We start from the raw sequence: 20,093 nt of genomic DNA on the forward strand, positions 1-20,093 counted from the left end.
GAAAGAACGGCCGCAGCCGCTCAATCTGCTCGTCCGTCAGCCAAAACAGGTCGCTCATCCCGGTCTCCTCGCGGAGCCTGAATCAGATCGCGACGCTCATATCAATGGGTCCTGACCCTAGAAGCGCAGCTTGCTGACGGCGGCGAAGCTGGTGGCGACATCGGGCAGGTACGGCGCCGGCGCCTCGTCGTTCTCGACATAGAAATGCCGTACGCCCGCCGCGCCCTTCAGCTTGAACAGCGAAGCGAAATCGACCGTGCCGTTGCCGACCGCGACCATGCGGCCGTCGGTGGTGCGATCCTTTACGTGGAAGGCGTAGAGGCGGCTGGACAGACGATCGATCCAGGCCGGCACATCCTCACCGGCCGCTATTGCCCAATATAGGTCGAGCTCGATTCTCACCAGCGACGGATCGGTCTGCTGCGCCAGATGCTCCATCAGGCTGAGGCCGGCGGGCTTCACCCTGAATTCGAAATCATGGTTGTGATAGGCGAAGCCAAGCCCTTCAGCCTTCAGCTCACGGCCGAAGCGATCGAAGTTGGCCATCGCCGCCTTCCACGCCCGTGCCGTACGATGAGCTTCGCCCATGAAGGGGACGACGATCGTGTCGGCACCGAGCGTTCTGGCCATCGCCGCGTTGCGTTCGACATCAGCGAGCATCGCCTCGTACGAGACGTGCACGGAGGGGGCGCGCAGGCCCAGCCGGTCGGTGGTGCGGCGAAGCATGGCATGGTCCATGGTTTCGAACCCGCCGCCGCCATATTCGATTTCGCGATAACCGATCCGCGCGAGCCGTTCGAGCGTGGCGACCGGCTCCTTCCAGAACAACTCACGCACCGTGTAGAGTTGAAGGCCGACCTTGCCGATCCGCGCCGCCTCAGCGGCAATTGGCAGGCCGGATACGCCGAGCGCGGCGAGGCCGCCGGCACGCGCGAGCAGATCCCTGCGGCTGATTGTCATGCCGAATACACCTTGTTCACCTGGGAGTAGAGGAAAGCGCCGTCATACTCGCCGGGGACCGGCAGATATTCGCGCTCCTGCGTCATGCCGATCTCCGACGTGTAATAGCCGGCGATCACCAATTGCCGGAACGCCCAGAAGAAGGCCCCGCCCGATGGGATCTGGTCGTTCATCGCCAGCGTGAGCAGCGCGTCCTGCTGCACCGGCGTGGCCGAGGCGGCAGCGACCCCGTAATCCTGTTGGCTGCGCGCCGCGATGGCATCGAGACCGGCGAGGATCGGCGCCCGGTCGGCGGGAAGCGCCCAATCGGCCAGCAGCTTCTCGATATAGGCCGGGACGCCGGCGGCGATCGCGCCCGGCGTGTCGGTGGTCGGGATGACCCGTTCGCTGAGCGCCGTCATCGATGCCCGCTGGGCCGCGGTGAAGACGGGGGCGGTCGGCGGCCCATCGCTGATCGGCGGCAGGTCGGTGGCGGTTGCAGCGGCGGCGCGGGCGATCGGCGCGAAAAGCTCGGCACCGAACATGGCCACCACGCCGGCGAGCGCGGTTCTGCGATTGATGATCACTGGGGTTCCTCGACCAAATCCTGGGCGACCGCTTGCTGGCCAAGCGGTCGAACCCAGATGTTGCGAAACGAGACGGCGGCATCATGGTCCTGCAGCCGGATCGGCGCCGCGTCCGGATGGGCGGTGTAGCGCGACACCGCGCGCCATGCGGTCGTGCCGAGCATCGCCTGATGGTTCTGCACCAGCACGCCATTCAGGAACGCGGTGACATAGGCAGGGCGAAGCAGCGCGCCGTCGGCGGCAAAGCGCGGACGTTCGAACACGATGTCGTAGCTCTGCCATTCCCCCGGGCGGCGCGACGGGTTCACCAGCGGCGGCTTCCAGCCATAGATCGCGCCGACCGTGCCGTCGGCATAGGTCGGGTTCCGGTGGCTATCGAGGATCTGCACCTCATACCGGTCCATGAACCAGATGCCGCTGTTGCCCCGATCCTGCGATGCCTTCGGCGGCGTGGGCGAGCAGAATTCGAGGTGGAACTGGACGTCGCCGAACGACTGACGGGTGCGAACATTGTTCTCGCCGCCGCTCCAGGCGCGAGGCGGCACGGTCATCACGCCATCGACCACCGGCCAGGCCTTGCGCTCGCCGATCCAGGCGTCGGTCTGGCGGGCGCCGAGCAGGACGATCGCGTCGGATGGCGCGTCGGCCGGCGTCGCGGCGGGGGTGACCGCCTTGGGATAGGGACGATCGGCATCATGGACGTGCCATTTGCCGCCCGGTAGCAGCGGCGTGTCGCGATAACCGGGCTGCTGCTGCTGCGCGAGGACAGGTGTGGCGAGCAACGCCGCCGCGGCCGCCGCGGCGTCGATCGACATATGGGCGAGCCTCATGCCGTGACGCTTTCCGGCTGCCGGTCGATCGCGCGGTACGCGGCGATCAGCCGTTCCTCACCCGCACGACCGGCGACCGCATTGCCATGCTCCATGCCGATCACGCCGGTGTAGCGTTTCGAACGCAGCCACCTGACGATGTTGGCGTAGTTGATCTCGCCCGTGCCCGGTTCCTTGCGGCCGGGATTGTCGCCGAACTGGAGGTAGCCGACCTCGCTCCAGGCGGCGGCGAGCGACGGGATGAGGTTTCCGGACTGGATCTGCTCATGGTAGAGATCGGCCAGGATCTTCACCGCCGGGCTGTTCACGCCGCGCGCGACGGCGAAGCCCGACGCGACGGATTGCATGAACATGCCGGGATGATCCGTCCGGGTGTTGAGCGGTTCCATCACCATCACCAGCCCGTGCGGTGCGACGATGTCGGCGGCACGGCGCATCACGTCGATCACCCGGCCGGTCTGGATCTCCACCGGAACCCTGGCATCGAGGAAGCCGGTGACGACCGTCATGTGGCGGGCGCCGAGCCGCTTGGCGGTGTCTATGGACCCGCGGATATCGGCCAGGAACGCCGCGCGGTCGCCATCCTCGTTCGCGCCGAGGATGGGCCGCGACCGAGCCCATTGCAGCCCGTTCGCGACGAACACGCCCATGGTCATGCCGCGCCGGACCAGCGCCGCCGCCATGGCCGTTTGCTGATCGACCGGACGGCGGCCGGCGTCGTTATCCTCCCAAGCGGTGAAGCCCTGGTCGGCGGCGTAGGCGATCTGCTCCAGCAAGCCGCCGCGGCTTGCGAAGCTGCCCTCATGCGGGGCGTAATGCAGGGCGAACCGCGCCGCGTTCGATCCGCCAGGCTGCGCACGGGCCAGCACCGGCGCCAGGGACGCCGCGCCGCCGGCCGCCAGCATATGCCGACGTGACAGCGTGAGGCCCCCGCCCCCGCTCATTTCTGCGCCTTGAGATAGGCGATGATCGCCGCGCGCTTGGCCGGAAAGCCATGCCGATCGGCATGCGGGTGCCCGGGACCTTCTTGGATGGCGCGGCGATGAACTCGTTCAGCGTCTTGTCGTCCCAGCGCAGGCCGGATTTCCTGAGGGCGGGCGAATAGTTGAAGCCCTGAACACTGGCGGCGGCGCGGCCTGCGACGCCATGGAGGTTCGGGCCGATACCGTTCCGGCCACCCTTGTCAACCGTGTGGCAGGCCTTGCACGCGGCAAAGGCCGGCGGAGCGGCGGGCGCTGTCTGGGCGATGGCGGAAGGACAGGCGATCGTGATCGCGACGACCGCCGCAAGGCTCAGGCTGACATGCAACTTCATCTATACGCTCCCAACAATCGACCCTGTGTTCTCATCGCCGTTGCTGCCTCCGGAGCCTGTCAACGCGGTCCATTTCCGGTCCGAAGCGGCATTGGCCAAGACGGCCTCGACGAATTGCATGGAGCGGAGCCCGTCGGCGACGCCCGGATAGCGGCGCGCGTCCGAACCGCGGATCGCGGCGGCGAAACTCCGGTAGATGTTGGCGAACGCCTCGATATACCCCTCCGGATGGCCGGACGGCGTGCGCAGCAGGCTGACGGTGGCGCTCGCGAGGCCGGGGCCGCCGGCACGCACGATCTCGGCCGGGCGATCGTTCCAGCGCAGGATCAAGCTGTTGGGCTCGATCTGCGACCATTCGAGGCCGCCTTCCTCGCCGTGGATGCGGAGCTTGAGCCCGTTCTCCTCGCCCGCGGCGACCTGCGTCGCCTTGAGCGTGCCGCGGGCGCCGCCGTCGAACCGGAGCAGCGCGCTGACGTCATCGTCCAGCCGGCGGCCGGGCACGTGGGTCGACAGCTCGGCGCACACCGACGTTGCGCGCAGGCCCGACACGCATTCGGCGAGGTGGAAGGCATGGGTGCCGATATCGCCCAGACAACCCGCCAGGCCGGCGCGGGCCGGATCGGTGCGCCACTCGGCCTGCCTGTTGCCGGCGGCGTCGATCGGCCTGCTCAGCCAGCCCTGGAGGTATTCGACCTGAATCAGCCGGATCCTGCCGAAGTCGCCGCGCGCCACGCGGAGCCGTGCCTCCTCGATCAGCGGATATCCGCTGTAGGTGAACGCAAGCGCGAAGCGCGTGCCGCTGGCTGCGGCCGCGGCGGAGATCGCCTCGGCCTCGACGAGGCTGATCGCCATCGGCTTTTCGCAGAGCACGTGGAAGCCGGCCTCCAGTGCCGCGATGGCCATGGGGGCATGGAGGTGATTGGGGGTGACGATCGCCACCGCATCGATCCGCCGGTCGGCCGGCAGCGCGCGCTCCCCCGCCAGCATCGCATCGAACGTCGGATAGACGCGCGCCCGATCGAGGCCCAGCAGATCGCCGGTGCGATCGTTGCGGCCACCGTCCGTACTGAACGCGCCCGCCGCCAGTCGCCAGTCGCCGTCGAGGGCGGCAGCCATGCGGTGGACGGCCCCGATGAATGCGCCCTCCCCGCCGCCGACCATGCCCAAGCGCAGTGCCTGCCGCACCATCAGCCGTGCTCCGACAGGCCGAGAACCGCACGCAGCGCTTCGCGATCGATGCCGCTTGCGGCAAAGTCGTCGAAAGCCTGCCCGGTTACCCGAATGATGTGGTCGCGAATGAACGGCGCCCCTTCGCGCGCGCCATCGTCCGACCGCTTGAGCGCGCACTCCCATTCCAGCACGGCCCAGCCGCCATAGCCGTATTGCGCCATCTTGCTGAAGATACTTGCGAAATCCACCTGGCCGTCGCCGGGGGACCGGAAACGGCCGGCACGGTTCACCCAGCTTTCATACCCGCCGAACACGCCGGTACGGCCGGTCGGATTGAATTCAGCATCCTTTACATGGAAGCAGGCGATGCGATCGTGATAGCGATCGATGAAGTCGAGGTAGTCGAGCTGCTGCAACAAATGGTGCGACGGATCGAACAGGATGCGCGCACGGGGGTGATCGCCGACCGCCCGCAGGAACCGTTCCCAGGTCGCGCCATCATGGATGTCCTCACCCGGATGCACCTCATAGGCGCAATCGACACCCGCATCCTCGAACACATCCAGGATCGGGCGCCAGCGGCGCGCCAGCTCGGCGAATGCCTCGTCGACCAGACCAGCGGGACGCTGCGGCCAGGGGTAGACATACGGCCAGGCAAGCGCGCCGGAAAAGGTCGCATGCGCCCGCAGCCCCAGATTGCCGCTCGCCCGCGCCGCCAGCTTGACCTGATCGACCGCCCAGGCCTGGCGCTCGGCAGGCTTGCCGCGCAGCACGGCCGGGGCGAAGCCGTCGAACAGCGCGTCATAGGCCGGGTGCACCGCGACGAGTTGCCCCTGCATATGGGTGGACAGCTCCGTCGGCTCCACGCCGAACCTCGCCAGCCTGCCGCGCAGATCGTCGCAATAATCCTTGCTCGCCGCCGCCAGCTTCAGATCGATGAGGCGGGGATCGCACGGGATCTGGACACCGATATAGCCGAGGCCCGCAGCCCATTCCGCCATGCCGTCCAGCGTGTCGAACGGAGCGGTATCGCCCATGAACTGCGCCAGGAAGATCGCCGGGCCCTTCATGCCCCCGTCTCCTTTGCGCCGATCCCTCGCAGCCGCGTCGCTCTTGCCCATATCGCTCATGCCCGAGCTTCCGCCTTGCCATCGTCGTTGAAGGTAAGCTGGAACAGGACGGCGATGGCCACCGCCGCCGCCGCCGGCCCCCACCACATGCCTTGCCAGTCGGCGATCGTCGGGTCTGCCGGCATCCGCGCAAAGAGCCAGCCGCCGATCTGCGACCCCAGCAGCATGCCGATGCCGTAGGTGAAGAGCGTCAGCATGCCTTGCGCCTGCGCGTTCACGCCCCGCGGCCTGGCGATCGTCGCGGTGTAGATGGCGCCTGCCACGAAGAAGAAATCGTAGCATACGCCATGGAGCGCGACGCCCAGGTAGATTGCCCAGATCGTATCTCCGCCGTCACCGATCGCGAACAACGCATAGCGGATCGCCCAGGCAGCCATTCCGATGAGCAGCAGCGGCTTCACGCCGAAGCGGCGATACAAAGACGGCATGGAAACCATGAAGATTAATTCGGACATCTGGCCGATCGACATGGTGCCGCCGACATTCTCGATACCCGCAGCGCCGATATAGGCCGATGCGTAGGCGTAATACATCGCCAGCGGGATCGAGATCAGCATCGCACACAGCATGAAGACCAGGAACGAGCGCTGCCTCATCAGCCCGAACGCTTCGACGCACAGCACCTGGCGGACGATGCCGCCGCCCTGCGGCGCATCCGCCGCCACCGCCGGCAGCGTGACGCTGTACACGCCGAGCGCGATCGAGACGATCGCGGCGACCCGGAAAATCTGGGGGCTGGCCGACAGGCCTGCCCAGCCGACGATGAGTCCGGCCGCGATCCAGCCTATCGTGCCGAAGGCGCGAACCAGGGGGAAGCGATCGGTGTGATCGCCGAAGCTCTTCAGCGCGATGGTGTTCGCCAGCCCGACGGTCGGCATGTACAGGATCATGTAGCAGAGCAGCAGCCACACGAAATCGTCACCGCGAGCGGGCGTCAGCAGGTCGGGCAGCACGAACAGGATCACGCCCCCCACGATGTGGAGGACGGCCATCAGCATACGCGGGCTGAAATAGCGCGTCGCCGCCATGCCCAGCAGGAACGATCCAACGATGGAGGCGATCGGACCGACGGAGAAGGCATTGGCGATCAGGCCGCCGACGCCACGGGTGTGCATGACCAGCCCCAGCGTGACATTCCACGCGCCCCAGATGAAGAACTGCATGAACATGAACGCGCTCAGGCGCGACGTCAGCGTAAGCGGGACTGGCCGTTTGGTTTCCACGGTGCTCGCCATGCAGCCCCTCCCTCATCCTCTCATTTATCTTACTATTCGCCTCCCCTAGCAGTTCCGAAGAGGATGTAAAGCATTACATCATCATCGCTGGACAGCGCGTTCGGCCTCGCGCATGGATCACGTCATGCCGACGATTATCGAGGTGGCCGCAAGCGCGGGCGTGTCCACCGCGACCGTGTCACGCGTGCTGAGCCAGCCTGAACGTGTTTCAGAAAATACCCGGCTGCGCGTGCTCGAGGTAGTGCAATCGCTGGGCTACAGCCCCAATGTCGCTGCCCGCACGCTGCGGACGCTGCGTGCTTCCAAGATCCTGCTTACCGTGCCCGATATCTCCAACCCCTTCTTCGCCAGCGTGATCCGCGGCGCGGAGGAGGCGGCGCGCGATTCGGGGTATGGCGTGGTGGTCGGCGATACGCGCCACGATCCGCAGGTAGAGGATCAATATGCCGAAATGCTCGCCCGACGCGAGGTGGACGGGCTGATCTTCCTCGGCCACCGCATCCCCTCCAGCCTGCAATCCCTGCTCGGCCAGCATGGCGCCACCGCGCCGATCGTCAACGGCTGCGAATACAGCCCCGATATCGGGGTGCCGAGCGTCCACATCGATAATGCCGGTGCCGGCGCCGACGCGGTCGAGCATCTGATCAGCCTGCGTCATGAGGACATCGGCGTGATAACCGGTCCGCCGGCGAGCCCACTGACCAGGGACCGTCTGGCCGGCGTGATGGCGGCCGCGGAACGTCATGGCCTGGCGGACCGGATGCAGGTGCGAACGGGCGACTATTCTGCGCAATCCGCGTTCGAGCAGACCGGCGCGCTGATCGCGGCCGGGGTCACGGCAATCTTCTGCTTCAGCGACGAGATGGCGATCGGCGCATTGAGCGCCATCCGCCGGCACGGTCTGTCCTGCCCCGATGATGTGTCGGTCATCGGCTTCGACGACTTGCCGCTGGCGGGCTTCTTCTATCCTGCGCTGACCACGATCGCCCAGCCCAAGGCGCGCATCGGCCGCCACGCCGTACAGCTTCTGGTCGACATCCTGCGCGGTGCCCATGCGCCTGCCCGGCAAGTCACACTTCCGCACGAGCTGGTCATCCGCGACAGTACGTCCATGCGAAGGCGATAATCGAACCCGACGCGGCGCGCCGCTGTCCAACGCTGTTCGTCCTCGCAAAGGCTGACCACGGTCAACGCGGGCACAAATTTTACCGCCCAGCAGCGGACGGAGCCAAGCTTGGCCGATCGGGCCGCACCGCCCGGTCCCCAGCCCTGCCACGGGTTCATCGGAGGCGGACGGCGGATATCAGCGCTGCTTCTTCGTGATCGCTGCGGTAAAATCGGGATCCTTTTTCGCCACCCAATCCACGAACTTGCGCACGTTCGGATGATCCAGCAGTCCCGCCACCTCCATGCCGTGCCGCTGCAATTCGGAATTGGTGAAATTGGCCATCAGCGTCTGTTGGCAGATCGGATGCATCGGCACGACATCCCGGCCACCGCGGCTCTTGGGCACGGTATGGTGCCAGACGATTGTCTTGCCGGTCGGTCGGCCGCAAAGCCAGCATGACACCGGCTCGACCGGCGCTTCGTCTTCCTGCGGAAGATGATCGTAGGGATCATATCTGGAACGTCTGGCCATCGCTCATCCACCGCCGTGCTCGCACCCCGCCTGTAGCGAAGCGATCGGCTGGATCATATGGAAAGCTGCAAACACGGTCTGATCGCTGCGGACCGATCGAGAAAAAAGATGACGGATCCGACGAAACCCTGGGACGCGGCATTGGTCCGCACGTGGTTGGAGCGCCGATACGAGGCATCACGGCTGGACCAGGCGGCGGCCGACAGGCGCGGCTATGAAGCGCGAGACGATTTCGACAAGGCCGCTGCCGAGGAATGGGCGTGCCGCGCGCTGAGGAACGACGACTGCACGAACGATCAGGCGGCGCTCGCCGCGCGCCTCAAGGAATTGATCCGACAGGACGAATATCCTGCGACCGGCCTCCATGACGATGTGCGGTTTGAACGATACGTCCGGACGTACCTGCGCAAGCTAGCCAGAATGACGAAGGCGAACGACGGATTTGCGAACACCCTTCGCCATCAATGAGGAACTCGATGCGCGGCACGTAGCGCCGATCGCTGCCGGCGCACCGTACCGTCCTTCACTTCTTCCCGTTCTCGCCCGAGGCGTTCGATATCGCCGTACCCGCCGACTCCAAATCCTTGCCGGCGCCATCGACCATGTTGCACGCGCTCAGCGCGACGACGGCGGCCAGCGCGATGGCCAATCCGATTTTTCTGTGTCATGCAGATACCCCTTCGTGCATTTGTTGCTTAAAGAAATGCGGCGGGTCCGGTACGCAGAAACTGCCGTCGACACTCAGAGCGGCTGGCGGCGGGTTGCCGATGTTTGTATTGACCCTATGACGGCGAAGCATAGCGAGGCCAAGGACGCCAAGGATCATCATCCCTCACATCGCAGGCTCTGAAACTGCGCCTGCTGCGATGTTCAGCGTCACCGGACAGCGGCATAGGGGAAGACGCAATGCCCCGCGCTGAGCCCCAGCGAGGCGAGCGTCACGTCCTAGTACGTCGGACGGCCGGCGATCTGCGCGTTCGACTGGTAATTGGACGGCAGATAGATCGCGCCGAGATACGGGCTGATGCCGAAGGTGTGGCCAGACTATGAGGTGGCATATCCGCGTCCTTGCAGATAGTCGATCACGGGCCCCGTGAGGCCGGAGAGGATCGCGATCGGTGCAGCGGCACCAACGCCGAGGACGCCCGGCGCCACGGCGATGAAGGAACCGGCCTAATTGCCGGTAGGGGTCTTTAGGCGGTGGTGCCGAACGAGCCCGAGCTATCTGCGACGATGGATTATCAAACTTGGTTGACTGCGATCGCGACAGCCATACCGACGCTAGACGACACGACTGCTGCGGAAGGGGCCGCATGCGATGCTTCATCGCGCCGGTCGATGGCCGTGCGGATCTGCATCACGTGTCAAAAACGTCATTCATCGGCGAGCATCATCGATACGCATCAGGAACAACTGCACGGCCATCGCTTTGTATCGTCTCCACCGGGAGAGCTTCATGATCCGCCATAGCATCGCCATCGTGTCAGCCAGTGCAATCCTGCTGGCGCCGGTCCCGGCGGTCACGGCACAGACAGGAGTTCGCTCGATCTCGCCGAATGACAAGGCACAAGGCGGCGCGGCGCACCCGCAACTGCTCGCCGAATTCGGCGGCGCGTATACGGGACCACAGGCGGCGTTCGTCGAACGCGTCGGCAAGCGCGTCGCCGTCCAGTCCGGCCTGTCGAACGCCGGAAGCGACTTCACCGTCACCTTGCTCGATTCGCCGGTGGAGAACGCATTCGCCATCCCCGGCGGCTACATCTATGTCACCCGTCAGTTGCTGGCGCTGATGACGTCAGAGGCCGAACTCGCTTCGGTGATGGGGCATGAGGTGGGCCATGTCGCCGCCCGTCACGCCGCCTCGCGCAACACGCGGGCGACGATCGGCGGACTGCTGACCCGTGGCGTCAGCCTCGCCACCAAGAGCGATCTCGCCACCCGCTTCGTCGGCACGGGCGCGCAGCTTTACACGCTGAAATACGGGCGCGATCAGGAATATCAGGCTGACGCTCTGGGTGTCCGCTACATCACAGCAGCGGGATATTCGCCCTACGCCTCGGCAGATATCCTTGCCGCCCTCGACGAATCCACCGGGCTGACGGCACAAGCGAGCGGCAGCGCCCGGTCCCTCCCAACCTGGGCATCGACCCATCCTAACGGAGCCGATCGCGTCCAGCGCGCGGTGGCGCTCGCCAAGGCGACGGGCAAGCCCGAAGTCGCGATCGCGCAGGACACAGCGTTCATCCGCATGCTCGAGGGCCTGCCGTACGGCGACCCCAAACAAGGTCGCAAGGTCATCCGGATCGTCACCGTGGGGCCGAAAGACACGATCGACACGCTCAGTCAGCGGATGGCGGTGACCGACAGCAAACGCGATCGTTTCCTGAACATGAATGGCCTATCCGCGGATCAGCCGTTGAGGCCCGGGTCGCTCGTCAAACTGGTCGTCGCCGCATGACGTCCCAAGCTGCGCCTGTCGCCAGGCGATGATGCGAACGCCCCGACCTTCGCGCTGAATGGGATCGGGCCGTATCGCTTCCGAGCGGAACCGGCGGTCGCGACCCGCCCGCCGTCAGTATCCGCCGGAAGACAGGGCCGCGGCCGAACGATATAAGCGCAGGATGGCCCGGCTGCTCCTGTTCAACAAACCTTTCGGAGTCCTGTCGCAATTCACCGACCGCGGTTCGCCAACGACCCGGTCTACCTTGTCGGACTTCATCGCGGTGAAGGGCGTCTATCCCGCCGGGAGGCTCGATCGGGACAGCGAGGGCCTGCTGCTGTTATGCGACGACGGGCGGTTGCAGGCGCGCATCGCCGATCCTCGCTTCAAGATGCCCAAGACATACCGCGTGCAGGTCGAAGGCGATGCGCAGGAGCCGGAACTGGAGCGCTTGCGGCGCGGTGTCCGGCTCAAGGACGGCATGACCCTGCCGGCCGATGTGGTGCGCATCGACGCGCCAGACCTTTGGCCCCGCGATCCGCCGATCCGCGAGCGCAGGTTCATTCCCGACAGCTGGCTCGAAATCACCATTCGCGAAGGGCGAAACCGGCAGGTGCGCCGTATGACGGCGGCGGTCGGGTTGCCCACGCTCCGGCTGGTCCGCTGGTCGATCGGCGACTGGTCCGTCGCCGGGATCGCGCCGGGCGAGTTCGAGGAGGTTTTCGGACCGGGCGCGTTTACCAGCCGCTCAGAGGGGCGTTGACGCCTGCCGTCCGGCTCCTACGGATGTCCGCGTTGCAGCCTTCAATCGTCGCGAGATCGCCATTCCCGCCGCGTGGCTCGCAAACAGGCACATCGGCAGAGTTTCGGTTCTCATGAATTATCGCCATTCCTTCCACGCCGGCAACAGCGCCGATGTCGTGAAACACAGCCTGCTGATCGCGCTCGTCCGGGCTTTGCAGCAAAAACCCGGCGCGCTGACCCTGATCGACACCCATGCCGGCTGCGGACTCTACGACCTCGGCGGCGAGCAGGCCCAGCGCACCGGCGAGGCCTCACACGGCGTGCTGCGAGCCTTTGCCGACCCGAACCCGTTGCTGGACGATTATCGCGCCGCGGTGCAGGCGGTGAACGCCGGGGCAGAGCCGCGCCTCTACCCCGGCTCGCCGCGCTTCCTGGCGCAGCTCCTGCGCGCGCAGGACGTGCTGATCCTCAATGAAAAGCACCCCGAGGACGCGCACGCGCTACGCGGCGCGATGCGCGGCACGCCGGCTGCCGTGCATGAGCGCGATGCCTATGAACTGTGGCTGGCGATGCTCCCGACCCGCACGGCGCGCGGAATGGTGGTGGTCGACCCGCCGTACGAACAGACCGACGAACGCGCCCGCATAGTAACGACCCTTGCCACGGCTCACCGCAAATGGGCGCATGGCGTGACGGTCATCTGGTATCCCCTGAAGGACCGCACCACGCATCAGCAGTGGAAGGGCAATTTGCGCAGGCTCGGCATCCCGAAGTTCCTGTCGGTGGAGCATTGGCTGTATGATGCCGATCGGCCCGGCATCTATAACGGCGCGGGCCTTTTCATCGTCAATCCGCCTTATGCCTTTACCCAGGCGCTGCCACCTCTGCTGGAAGCCCTCCGCAATACGTTGGCGCCCGATGGACATCGGGGCGAGATCACAGGGGAATGGTTGCACGGTTGACGATGAGCCTATCGGTACGGGAGCGGGGCCGAAAGCCAGCAGTGTCCGCACCTGCTGCGTCTGAGCAGCGGTGACCATGTTCCACAGCGGCGTCACCATCCACCATATCGCGCACGCCCTCTCGCACAGGAACCGGAGCACACGGAAGGTCGCCCTCCCCGCCCGTAATACGGGCATTGTCGACCGACGTTTGTCCGGTCAGTTCGACAAGCAGAAGCCATCGCTTCGCCGATCGGGCTTCTGCGCGAATGTTTCAGGCGCGGGGAGCAGCGCCCCCCGCCCCCACCGTCAGAAGTTCACCGCGGCCTTGGCGTACAGGAAGCGGCCGTTGAAACCGAACGGCGAGAAATTGCTGTACGGCAGGAATTGATACGTCGCCGGATAGCTGCCGCCGACGCTCGCCGGGCGCAGGCCATACGGACGGCGATCGGGATAGACGTCGAAGGCATTGTCGACGCCCAGCGTCAGTTGCACGCCCTGCAGTTCGTAGCTCAGCGAAAAATCGGTGATCCACTTCGGGCGCAGAACCTGGTCGTCCGGCCCCAGCGCGGTGAGGCTCAGCGCATTGGCGCCGAGCGGTGCAGTGGTTTCGGGCGAGATCACCAAACCGTAGCGCGTGGTGCGGGCCGATACGCCGACGCCGGCGATCTTGCCGTCGGTCGCCAGCACCACCTTGGTACGCGGCTGCCCGCGTTCGAAGCGAATGCCCTCGACCCGGCCGAACAGCACCAGCCCCGGGATCTGCGCGAGCGGCCCCAGGTTGTTGAGCCGCTTGTCGATCTGGTTCTTGGTATAGTTGTAGGCGGCAGAGAAATTCCACGCGCCGAGCCCGCCCAGGTTGGCGCGATAGGTCGCGACGGCATCGATCCCCTGCGTCGTCGTGTCGAGGCCGTTGATGAAGAAGCGCGCCGCGCCGACGTTGCTGAAGCCGTTGGCCTGCAACACCGCCTGCACCGCCGCATTCTGCGCCGCCGTGCCGACGCCTGCCGCACCCAGGTTCTCCGACAGCACGACGCGGTCCTTGATCTTGATGTGGAAGTAATCGACCGTGACGTTGAGATTGCGGAACGGGTTGAGCGTCGCGCCGCCCGACAGGTTGAGCGACTTTTCCGGATCGAGCGGCTTCGATCCGAGCGCGCGCGCCACCGGGCTGCTCACCGCGACCGTCGAGACGTCGACCGGCACGCCGGCCAGGAAGTTGGTCGAGGTGGTGGTGAAGAACTGCTGGTGGAGCGAAGGCGCACGGAAGCCGTTCGAAACCGATCCGCGCAGCGCGAACCCCTGAGCCAGTTCATACCGCAGCGCGAGCTTGCCGTTGAGCGTGTCGCCGAAGTCGCTGTAATGCTCGTAGCGGCCCGCCGCAGTGGCGGTGAGGCCGGTGAACAGGTCGGCATCGAATTCGATGTAGCCGGCGAAGCTGTCGCGATCGACGTTGGTGCGTGCCGACGCCGGTAGGCCGCCGAAGCCCTGCGCGCCCGCCGCTGCCGCACGACCCGGGAAGGAACAGATACCCGCAGCGTAAACGCCGCCGAGCGCGGTGCAGTTCGTGTCCGTGGTCGCCCGTGCGGCCTGGAAGAACGGCCCCGTCTGGTAGGACTGCGGATCGCCCGGCCGGATCTGATAGATCTCATGTCTATATTCGCCACCGAACGCGAAGGAGAGCGGCCCGGCGAGGCCGAGATCGAACTGCCGCGACAGATCGGCATTGGCGAGGATCTGAGAGAAGGCGAGCCCGCCTGCGTCGAACGAACGTTGGCTCTGCGGGCCGAACGAGACGTTGACGCTGTCCTCGGTCCGGTAATTCAGCTCGTTGCGGCCGAAGCCCAGCGAAAAGTCGCCCTTGAAGCCTGCCAGTTCGGCGCGGATGCCGCTGGTCGCCGACACGTCGTCGATGTTGGACTGGATCTTCGGCAGGTATCCGTCCGGCGTCAGGCCGACAAAATTGGCGTTGTTAGGAGTAGCTCCCGGTGCGATCGTCGAGAAGTCGCGATTGGTCGCCGCCGATTGCTGGCGGAAGTTCGCCGCCGACAGGCCGTCGCGATGGCCATAGGTGAAGAAGCCGTAGAACTCGGCATTTCCCAAGGGCACGCCGGTGTTGATGAGGAAGTTGAAATCCTCCGTCTTCGCATCGCCATAGCGGAAGTCGAGGCGGTTGAAGCCCGCTTCACGGGGATCGAACGTCGTCGACGTCGGCCGGATGTAATTGGGCCGGAGGTCGTAACCCTGGCGGTTGGTGAAGTTGCGATCGCGATATTCGCCGGTGAAGTTGAAATAGCCGCCGTCGCCGACCGGCAGGCCGACGTTGACGCCATAGGTCAGCATCGCACCGTCACGGGCCTTGCGTTCGCCGGAGCTCGCCGCCTGCAGATAGCGCGGATCGGTGGCGTCGAGCGCCGGCTGGCCGCCCAGCAGCCCGTCGAAATTGGCGACACCATCCAGCGTCGTCACATATTTGCCGTAGCTCACCTGCGCCCGCCCGCCCGAGGATGCGGTCTTGAGCTGCACGTTGATGACGCCGGCGATCGCGTCCGACCCATATTGCGAAGAGGCGCCGTCGCGCAGCACCTCGATCCGCTCGATCGCCAGCGCGGGGATCATGTTCATGTCGACCGCAGCGGCGCCGCGCCCGACCGTTCCGTTGATGTTGAGCAGCGCCGAGACGTGCCGGCGCTTGCCGTTGACGAGGACCAGCGTCTGGTCCGGATTGAGACCGCGCAGGGTGGCGGGGCGGGTCACGTCCGAACCATCGGCGATCGAGGGCTGCGGGAAATTGAACGACGGCACGAGCTGGTTGAGCGCCTTGTTCAGTTCGCCCGACCCGGAATTCTGCAGCGCGCTCGAGGAAATGACGTCGATCGGTACCGGGCTGTCGGCAACCGTCCGATTGGGCGCGCGACTGCCGATCACGACGATCTGATCTCCCGCTTCGGCATCGCTTGTGGCCTGCGTGTCGACGGCGGCTTCCTGGCTCGGAGCAGACTGGATCGCCTGCGCTGCAACCGGTGCGGCGAACCCCAGCATGGACGCGGACATCGACAGCCCGGCGAGCAACTTTCTACGCGTCATGAATTTCCCCTGTTGCGAAGGGCATTTTCGCCTCTTCGCTGCGCGACACAATATGTCGTCATCGCCTGCAAGCAAGCCACGGTCGGCAGGGCGCGCGCCTTTGACACACCGCTGTGGCAGCCGCGCCACAGCGGATGTGCGGTTCATCGGCCGACCGTGGTGGAGCGAAGACGCCGACCAGGACCCTTGCAGGCGTGACCGAAGGATAGCTTCCTATGGGTGCGTTAGCTCGCCATACGAAGATGCGCGATACGGCGGCGCCCGACGCATCACGACGCCGCCGCCAGGGTGAAGCGCACCGGCTCGCCGGCTGCCGATGACGGCGCGATCCAGGCGAGGAAGGCGCCTGGCTCGGCCCGCCATGTCAGGTCGCTGCCGACGAATGCCAGCGAGTCGCGGCGCAGCTCGAACGTCACCTGCCTGGCCTCGCCGGGGGCCAGCCGCACCTTGCGGAAGTCCTTCAGCTCGCGCACCGGGCGCGTCACGCTGGCGCTCACGTCGTGGAGGTAGAGCTGCACCACCTCTTCGGCGGTGCGCGTACCGGTGTTGCGGACCATCGCGGACAGGGTGATCGATCCGTCCCAGGCCATCTGCGCCGCCGAGGCGCGCGGTGCGTCATAGGCGATCGTCGAATAGGTCAGGCCATGGCCGAACGGATAGGCCGCGCCCTGTTCCGTGTCGATATAGGCCGACTTGAAGAACAGCGGCTCGCCCGGCACCGGCGGCCGCCCGGTGGAAGGATGGTTGTAGAACAGCGGCTGCTGGCCGGTCGCATGGGGGAAGCTGACCGGCAGCCGGCCCGACGGCATGGCCCTGCCGGTCAGCAGGTCGGCGAGCGCCCGCCCCCCTTCCGAGCCCAGGAACCAGCCGACGAGCAGCGCATCGGCGGCCTTAACTGCTGGCGCCAGGGCGAGGGCGCGGCCGGTCGACAGCATGACGACGATCGGCTTGCCGGTTCCACGCAGCGCCTCGACCAGCGCGACCTGCGCCGCCGGTATGGTGATGTCGCTGCGCGAGCGGGCCTCGCCCGACATCGCCTGCGCCTCGCCGATCGCGGCGACCACCACGTCGGCGGCGCGTGCTGCTGCGACGGCAGCCTCGATCCCGCCGGGGATCGCGCCGTCGACCTCCGCTCCCTTGGCGACGATCAGGCGATCATCGCCGATGGCCTCGCGCAACCCTCGCGCCAGGGTCACCCCCTCGCCCACCCTGGCCCACGGCGCCCATGCCCCGTCGAGTTGCGCCGGATCATCGCCGAGCGGCCCGACCAGCGCGACCTTCGCTCCCCGCCGCAGCGGCAGCACGTCGCGCTCGTTCTTCAGGAGGACGGCGGATCGTTGCGCGGCGCGGCGAGCGAGCACGAGGGCGGCAGGCGTGCGGATGCCGGTGCGTTCGCGCGTGGGATCGAGCGAGCGGTACGGGTCCTCGAACAGGCCGAGCGCCTCCTTGACCAGCAGCACGCGCCGAACCGCCTCGTCAAGCCGCGCGACGGACACCGCGCCGGAGGCGACCAGCGGCGGCAGTTCGCGCTTGAACAATCCACCGCCCATGTTGACGTCGAGACCCGCGTCGAACGCCAGCGCCGCGGCCTCGCGTTCATCGGCCGCGACACCGTGCTGGACCAGTTCCTCCGCCGACCCGGCATCGGACACCACGAAGCCGCGGAACCCCATGTCGCCGCGCAGGATGTCGGTCAGCAGATGCCGGTTGCCCGATGCCGGCACGCCATCCACGTCGTTGAACGCCGCCATCGTCGTCAGCGCGCCCGCATCGAACGCCGCCTGGAACGGCGGCAAGTGGATCTGCCGCAACGCCCGCTCGGTCAGGTCGGTGACGTTATACTCCTTGCCCCCCAGCACCGCGCCATAGCCGGCGAAATGCTTGGGGCAGGCGGCGACGCTGCGGGGATCGGCGAGATCCTTGCCCTGGAAACCGCGCACGTAAGCGGCGGCGAAGCGCGATGCGAGATACGGATCCTCGCCCGATCCCTCCGCCACCCGGCCCCAGCGCTGGTCGCGGGCCACGTCCACCATCGGCGCATAGGTCCAATGCACGCCGACCGCCGTCATCTCTTCGGCTGCCGCGCGGGCGGTTCCCTCGGCCAGGTCCGGCTCGAAACTGGCTGCGAGACCCAGCGGAATAGGAAAGATGGTGCGCAATCCGTGCAGCACGTCCGCACCGAACATCAGCGGGATGCGGAGCCGCGACTGCAACGCCGCCTCCTGCAGCCGCCGGCCGAGCGCGACCCCGGTGCCGCCCAGCAGCGAACCCACGCGCCCTGCCCTGATCTCCGCCATCTGGAACGCGGCACGGTCGCGTGCGGCTGCCTGCGCATTGATGTCGGGATTGATCGGCCGCGGCGTGGGCCGGACGTCATCGGGATAGAGCGTCAGCTGGCCGATCTTCTCCTCCACCGTCATCCGCGCCAGAAGATCGTCGATACGCCGGCTGCCGGCCGCCGTCATGGCCGCGCTCCGGCCGGGCAGGACACCGGCGGCGACAACGCATGCGGTGCCGAGCAACAGGTCGCGCCGTGTCGAACCGAACGTCTTCACAGTGGTAATGTCCTCACGATCAGTCATGGCAGCGATACCCTCCGCGGCGAGTGAAAGGCAGTTCCGGCAAAGCCACCGCCCCTCACGACCCTTGCCGGCTCGTGGCCGAACCCGCCCGGCTCAGCCCGAACAGGCGCTCCGCGTTCGTTTGGAACAGGACGGTCCTGGCCGCGATCGAGAGGGGCATCCGTTCGACGGCGGCGATCGCATCCCCCTGCCGTTCGAAGGGGTAGTCGGTGGCGTAAAGCACCCGGTCCGCTCCCAGCGCCTCGATCGTCAGTCGCAGTGGCAGCCAGTCGTTCATGCCGCTCGTGGTCACCCAGACGTTGGATCGCAGATAGTCCGACGGCAGGCGCTTCATCGGGACCGTTTGACCCGCCGCCTGCATCCGGCCCTGCTGCTCCTGCCACCGGTTGTCCAGTCGCGACATCCAGAACGGCAGACCCTCGCCCATATGCCCGACGACGATCTTCAGCTTGGGAAAGCGGTCGAACACGCCGGCCTGCATCAGCTTGAGCAGATGGGTACCGACCTCGACGCCATAGGCCCATGCCGCCCCGCCGGTCAGCGGGCCGGCAAGCACCTCGCGCATCGCGCCGGCCGGCTCGCGCGGATGGATGTAGAGGGGCACGTCTAGCGCTTCGGCAGCCTCGAACATCGGCCAGAACGACGGGCCGTCCAGATAGGCATTGGCGGTATGCGAGTTGACGATGCCGCCCTTCAGCCCCAGCGCCCGTACGCCGCGTTCGAGTTCGTACGCCGCCGCTTTCGGATCCTGAGGTGCGAACGCGGCCAGAGCAGCCAGACGATCAGGATAGTTGCGGCATGCCGCCGCCACGAAGTCGTTGGCATTCCGGGCCAATGCGGTCGCCTCCGCCGCCGGGAACACCTGCACGCCGGGCGAGGACAGCAACAGCAGCTGCATGTCGACGCCGTCGCGATCCATCGCCGCGATGCGCCCCTCGCCCACGTCGACCAGCCGGGCCGCCAGGTCGGCTGCCGGCCCGAACCGCGTGATCAGGGGAACGCCGGGTACGGTCACACGCGCGTTCGCCGCCAACAGGTCCGGGCTGAGATAGCCTTCTTCGCAGGCGATCCGCCGGTAGGTCCTTGCGGTCGGCGGTGCTGCCGCGACGAGCATCGCTGCGGCAGCACCGCCGATGGCGTCGCGACGGCTGACCCTCACGCCCGCGCTCCTCCCGAGAGGACGATCATGCGATCAGAACTCGACCGATGCCTGGAGACCCACCTGGCGAACCGCCTGGGGGCTGTACGCGGTGGCGAAGGCGTAAGCCGAACCCGGCTGAGCCGCGAGACCCGCGATCGCGGAGGCGATCCGCGACCCCCCGATGTTCGAGACATAGGGTCAGGACTCGTTGATCACAGCCAGAAGATGACGGTGGCAGCGAGGGCAATAGCGGAGAGGAAGGCGGTCGGGCATCGATCGTAGCGGGTAGCAACCCGGCGCCAGTCTTTGAGGCG

Annotated in this window: 17 protein-coding genes and 1 pseudogene; 5 read left to right on the top strand and 13 right to left on the bottom strand. The window is 66.6% G+C overall.

The genetic code is table 11. The annotated features are described in order from the left end of the window. Window positions 1-117: 117 nt before the first annotated feature. The 7 genes from AC4GY7_RS17950 to AC4GY7_RS17980 all read right to left on the bottom strand — a co-directional run bounded on the left by AC4GY7_RS17950 (window position 118) and on the right by AC4GY7_RS17980 (window position 7,205). The gene (locus tag AC4GY7_RS17950; RefSeq protein WP_491116568.1) at window positions 118-960 is read right to left on the bottom strand and encodes a sugar phosphate isomerase/epimerase family protein; all 843 of its coding nucleotides are present in this window, start codon (window positions 958-960) and stop codon (window positions 118-120) included. Next, entirely contained in the window at window positions 957-1,523 is a 567-nt protein-coding gene (locus tag AC4GY7_RS17955; protein WP_491116599.1) for a gluconate 2-dehydrogenase subunit 3 family protein, read from the bottom strand. The genes AC4GY7_RS17950 and AC4GY7_RS17955 overlap by 4 nt, the downstream gene beginning before the upstream one ends. Continuing rightward, a complete protein-coding gene (locus tag AC4GY7_RS17960; RefSeq protein WP_491116570.1) occupies window positions 1,523-2,356 on the bottom strand; it encodes a 3-keto-disaccharide hydrolase in 834 nt (277 codons plus the stop codon). Before AC4GY7_RS17960 ends, AC4GY7_RS17955 begins: the two co-directional genes overlap by 1 nt. Then, window positions 2,353-3,300, bottom strand: coding sequence for a hydroxypyruvate isomerase family protein (locus AC4GY7_RS17965; RefSeq protein ID WP_491116572.1), 948 nt, complete (start codon window positions 3,298-3,300; stop codon window positions 2,353-2,355). The genes AC4GY7_RS17960 and AC4GY7_RS17965 overlap by 4 nt, the downstream gene beginning before the upstream one ends. Before the next feature lie 370 nt (window positions 3,301-3,670). Next, complete coding sequence (locus AC4GY7_RS17970) at window positions 3,671-4,858, bottom strand: Gfo/Idh/MocA family protein (protein ID WP_491116574.1); 1,188 nt, start codon at window positions 4,856-4,858, stop codon at window positions 3,671-3,673. Then, a complete protein-coding gene (locus tag AC4GY7_RS17975; protein WP_491116576.1) occupies window positions 4,858-5,910 on the bottom strand; it encodes a sugar phosphate isomerase/epimerase family protein in 1,053 nt (350 codons plus the stop codon). The genes AC4GY7_RS17970 and AC4GY7_RS17975 overlap by 1 nt, the downstream gene beginning before the upstream one ends. A 56-nt stretch (window positions 5,911-5,966) precedes the next feature. Continuing rightward, the gene (locus tag AC4GY7_RS17980) at window positions 5,967-7,205 is read right to left on the bottom strand and encodes an MFS transporter (protein WP_491116578.1); all 1,239 of its coding nucleotides are present in this window, start codon (window positions 7,203-7,205) and stop codon (window positions 5,967-5,969) included. 124 nt (window positions 7,206-7,329) lie between these two features. On the opposite strand from AC4GY7_RS17980, the gene AC4GY7_RS17985 reads away from it, so the two are divergent. Next, window positions 7,330-8,331 (top strand): LacI family DNA-binding transcriptional regulator, encoded by a 1,002-nt coding sequence (locus AC4GY7_RS17985; RefSeq protein WP_491116580.1) that lies wholly within the window; start codon window positions 7,330-7,332, stop codon window positions 8,329-8,331. Window positions 8,332-8,508: 177 nt separating this feature from the next. Here the strand turns inward: AC4GY7_RS17985 and AC4GY7_RS17990 are convergent, their stop codons facing one another. Beyond that, window positions 8,509-8,844 carry a hypothetical protein gene (locus AC4GY7_RS17990; RefSeq protein ID WP_491116581.1) on the bottom strand — a complete coding sequence of 112 codons (336 nt, stop codon included), beginning with the start codon at window positions 8,842-8,844 and terminating at the stop codon, window positions 8,509-8,511. Window positions 8,845-8,952: 108 nt separating this feature from the next. Between AC4GY7_RS17990 and AC4GY7_RS17995 the strand changes: the two genes are divergently transcribed. After that, the gene (locus AC4GY7_RS17995) at window positions 8,953-9,312 is read left to right on the top strand and encodes a hypothetical protein (RefSeq protein WP_491116583.1); all 360 of its coding nucleotides are present in this window, start codon (window positions 8,953-8,955) and stop codon (window positions 9,310-9,312) included. A 55-nt stretch (window positions 9,313-9,367) separates the two neighbouring features. On the opposite strand, the gene AC4GY7_RS18000 is transcribed toward AC4GY7_RS17995, so the two are convergent. Beyond that, window positions 9,368-9,493: an entericidin A/B family lipoprotein gene (locus tag AC4GY7_RS18000; RefSeq protein ID WP_491116585.1), complete on the bottom strand. Its 126-nt coding sequence runs from the start codon at window positions 9,491-9,493 to the stop codon at window positions 9,368-9,370. 669 nt (window positions 9,494-10,162) lie between these two features. Here AC4GY7_RS18000 and AC4GY7_RS18005 point away from each other — a divergent pair. The 3 genes from AC4GY7_RS18005 to AC4GY7_RS18015 all read left to right on the top strand — a co-directional run bounded on the left by AC4GY7_RS18005 (window position 10,163) and on the right by AC4GY7_RS18015 (window position 12,990). After that, window positions 10,163-11,302 carry a M48 family metalloprotease gene (locus AC4GY7_RS18005; RefSeq protein ID WP_491116587.1) on the top strand — a complete coding sequence of 380 codons (1,140 nt, stop codon included), beginning with the start codon at window positions 10,163-10,165 and terminating at the stop codon, window positions 11,300-11,302. A 163-nt stretch (window positions 11,303-11,465) separates the two neighbouring features. Further along, complete coding sequence (locus tag AC4GY7_RS18010) at window positions 11,466-12,047, top strand: pseudouridine synthase (RefSeq protein WP_491116589.1); 582 nt, start codon at window positions 11,466-11,468, stop codon at window positions 12,045-12,047. Between the two features lie 112 nt (window positions 12,048-12,159). Continuing rightward, complete coding sequence (locus AC4GY7_RS18015) at window positions 12,160-12,990, top strand: 23S rRNA (adenine(2030)-N(6))-methyltransferase RlmJ (protein ID WP_491116591.1); 831 nt, start codon at window positions 12,160-12,162, stop codon at window positions 12,988-12,990. Between the two features lie 288 nt (window positions 12,991-13,278). Here the strand turns inward: AC4GY7_RS18015 and AC4GY7_RS18020 are convergent, their stop codons facing one another. From AC4GY7_RS18020 to AC4GY7_RS18035, 4 genes and pseudogenes are all read right to left on the bottom strand, one after another. Next, window positions 13,279-16,056, bottom strand: a complete 2,778-nt coding sequence (locus AC4GY7_RS18020) for a TonB-dependent receptor plug domain-containing protein (protein WP_491116593.1) — start codon at window positions 16,054-16,056, stop codon at window positions 13,279-13,281. 269 nt (window positions 16,057-16,325) lie between these two features. Further along, a complete protein-coding gene (locus AC4GY7_RS18025) occupies window positions 16,326-18,638 on the bottom strand; it encodes a glycoside hydrolase family 3 N-terminal domain-containing protein (RefSeq protein WP_491116595.1) in 2,313 nt (770 codons plus the stop codon). Window positions 18,639-18,693: 55 nt separating this feature from the next. Then, the gene (locus AC4GY7_RS18030) at window positions 18,694-19,797 is read right to left on the bottom strand and encodes an amidohydrolase family protein (RefSeq protein ID WP_491116597.1); all 1,104 of its coding nucleotides are present in this window, start codon (window positions 19,795-19,797) and stop codon (window positions 18,694-18,696) included. Window positions 19,798-19,991: 194 nt separating this feature from the next. Next, window positions 19,992-20,093, bottom strand: a pseudogene (locus AC4GY7_RS18035) (IS5/IS1182 family transposase); the annotation flags it as partial.

The sequence above is a fragment of the Sphingomonas sp. SP5 genome (assembly GCF_058313455.1).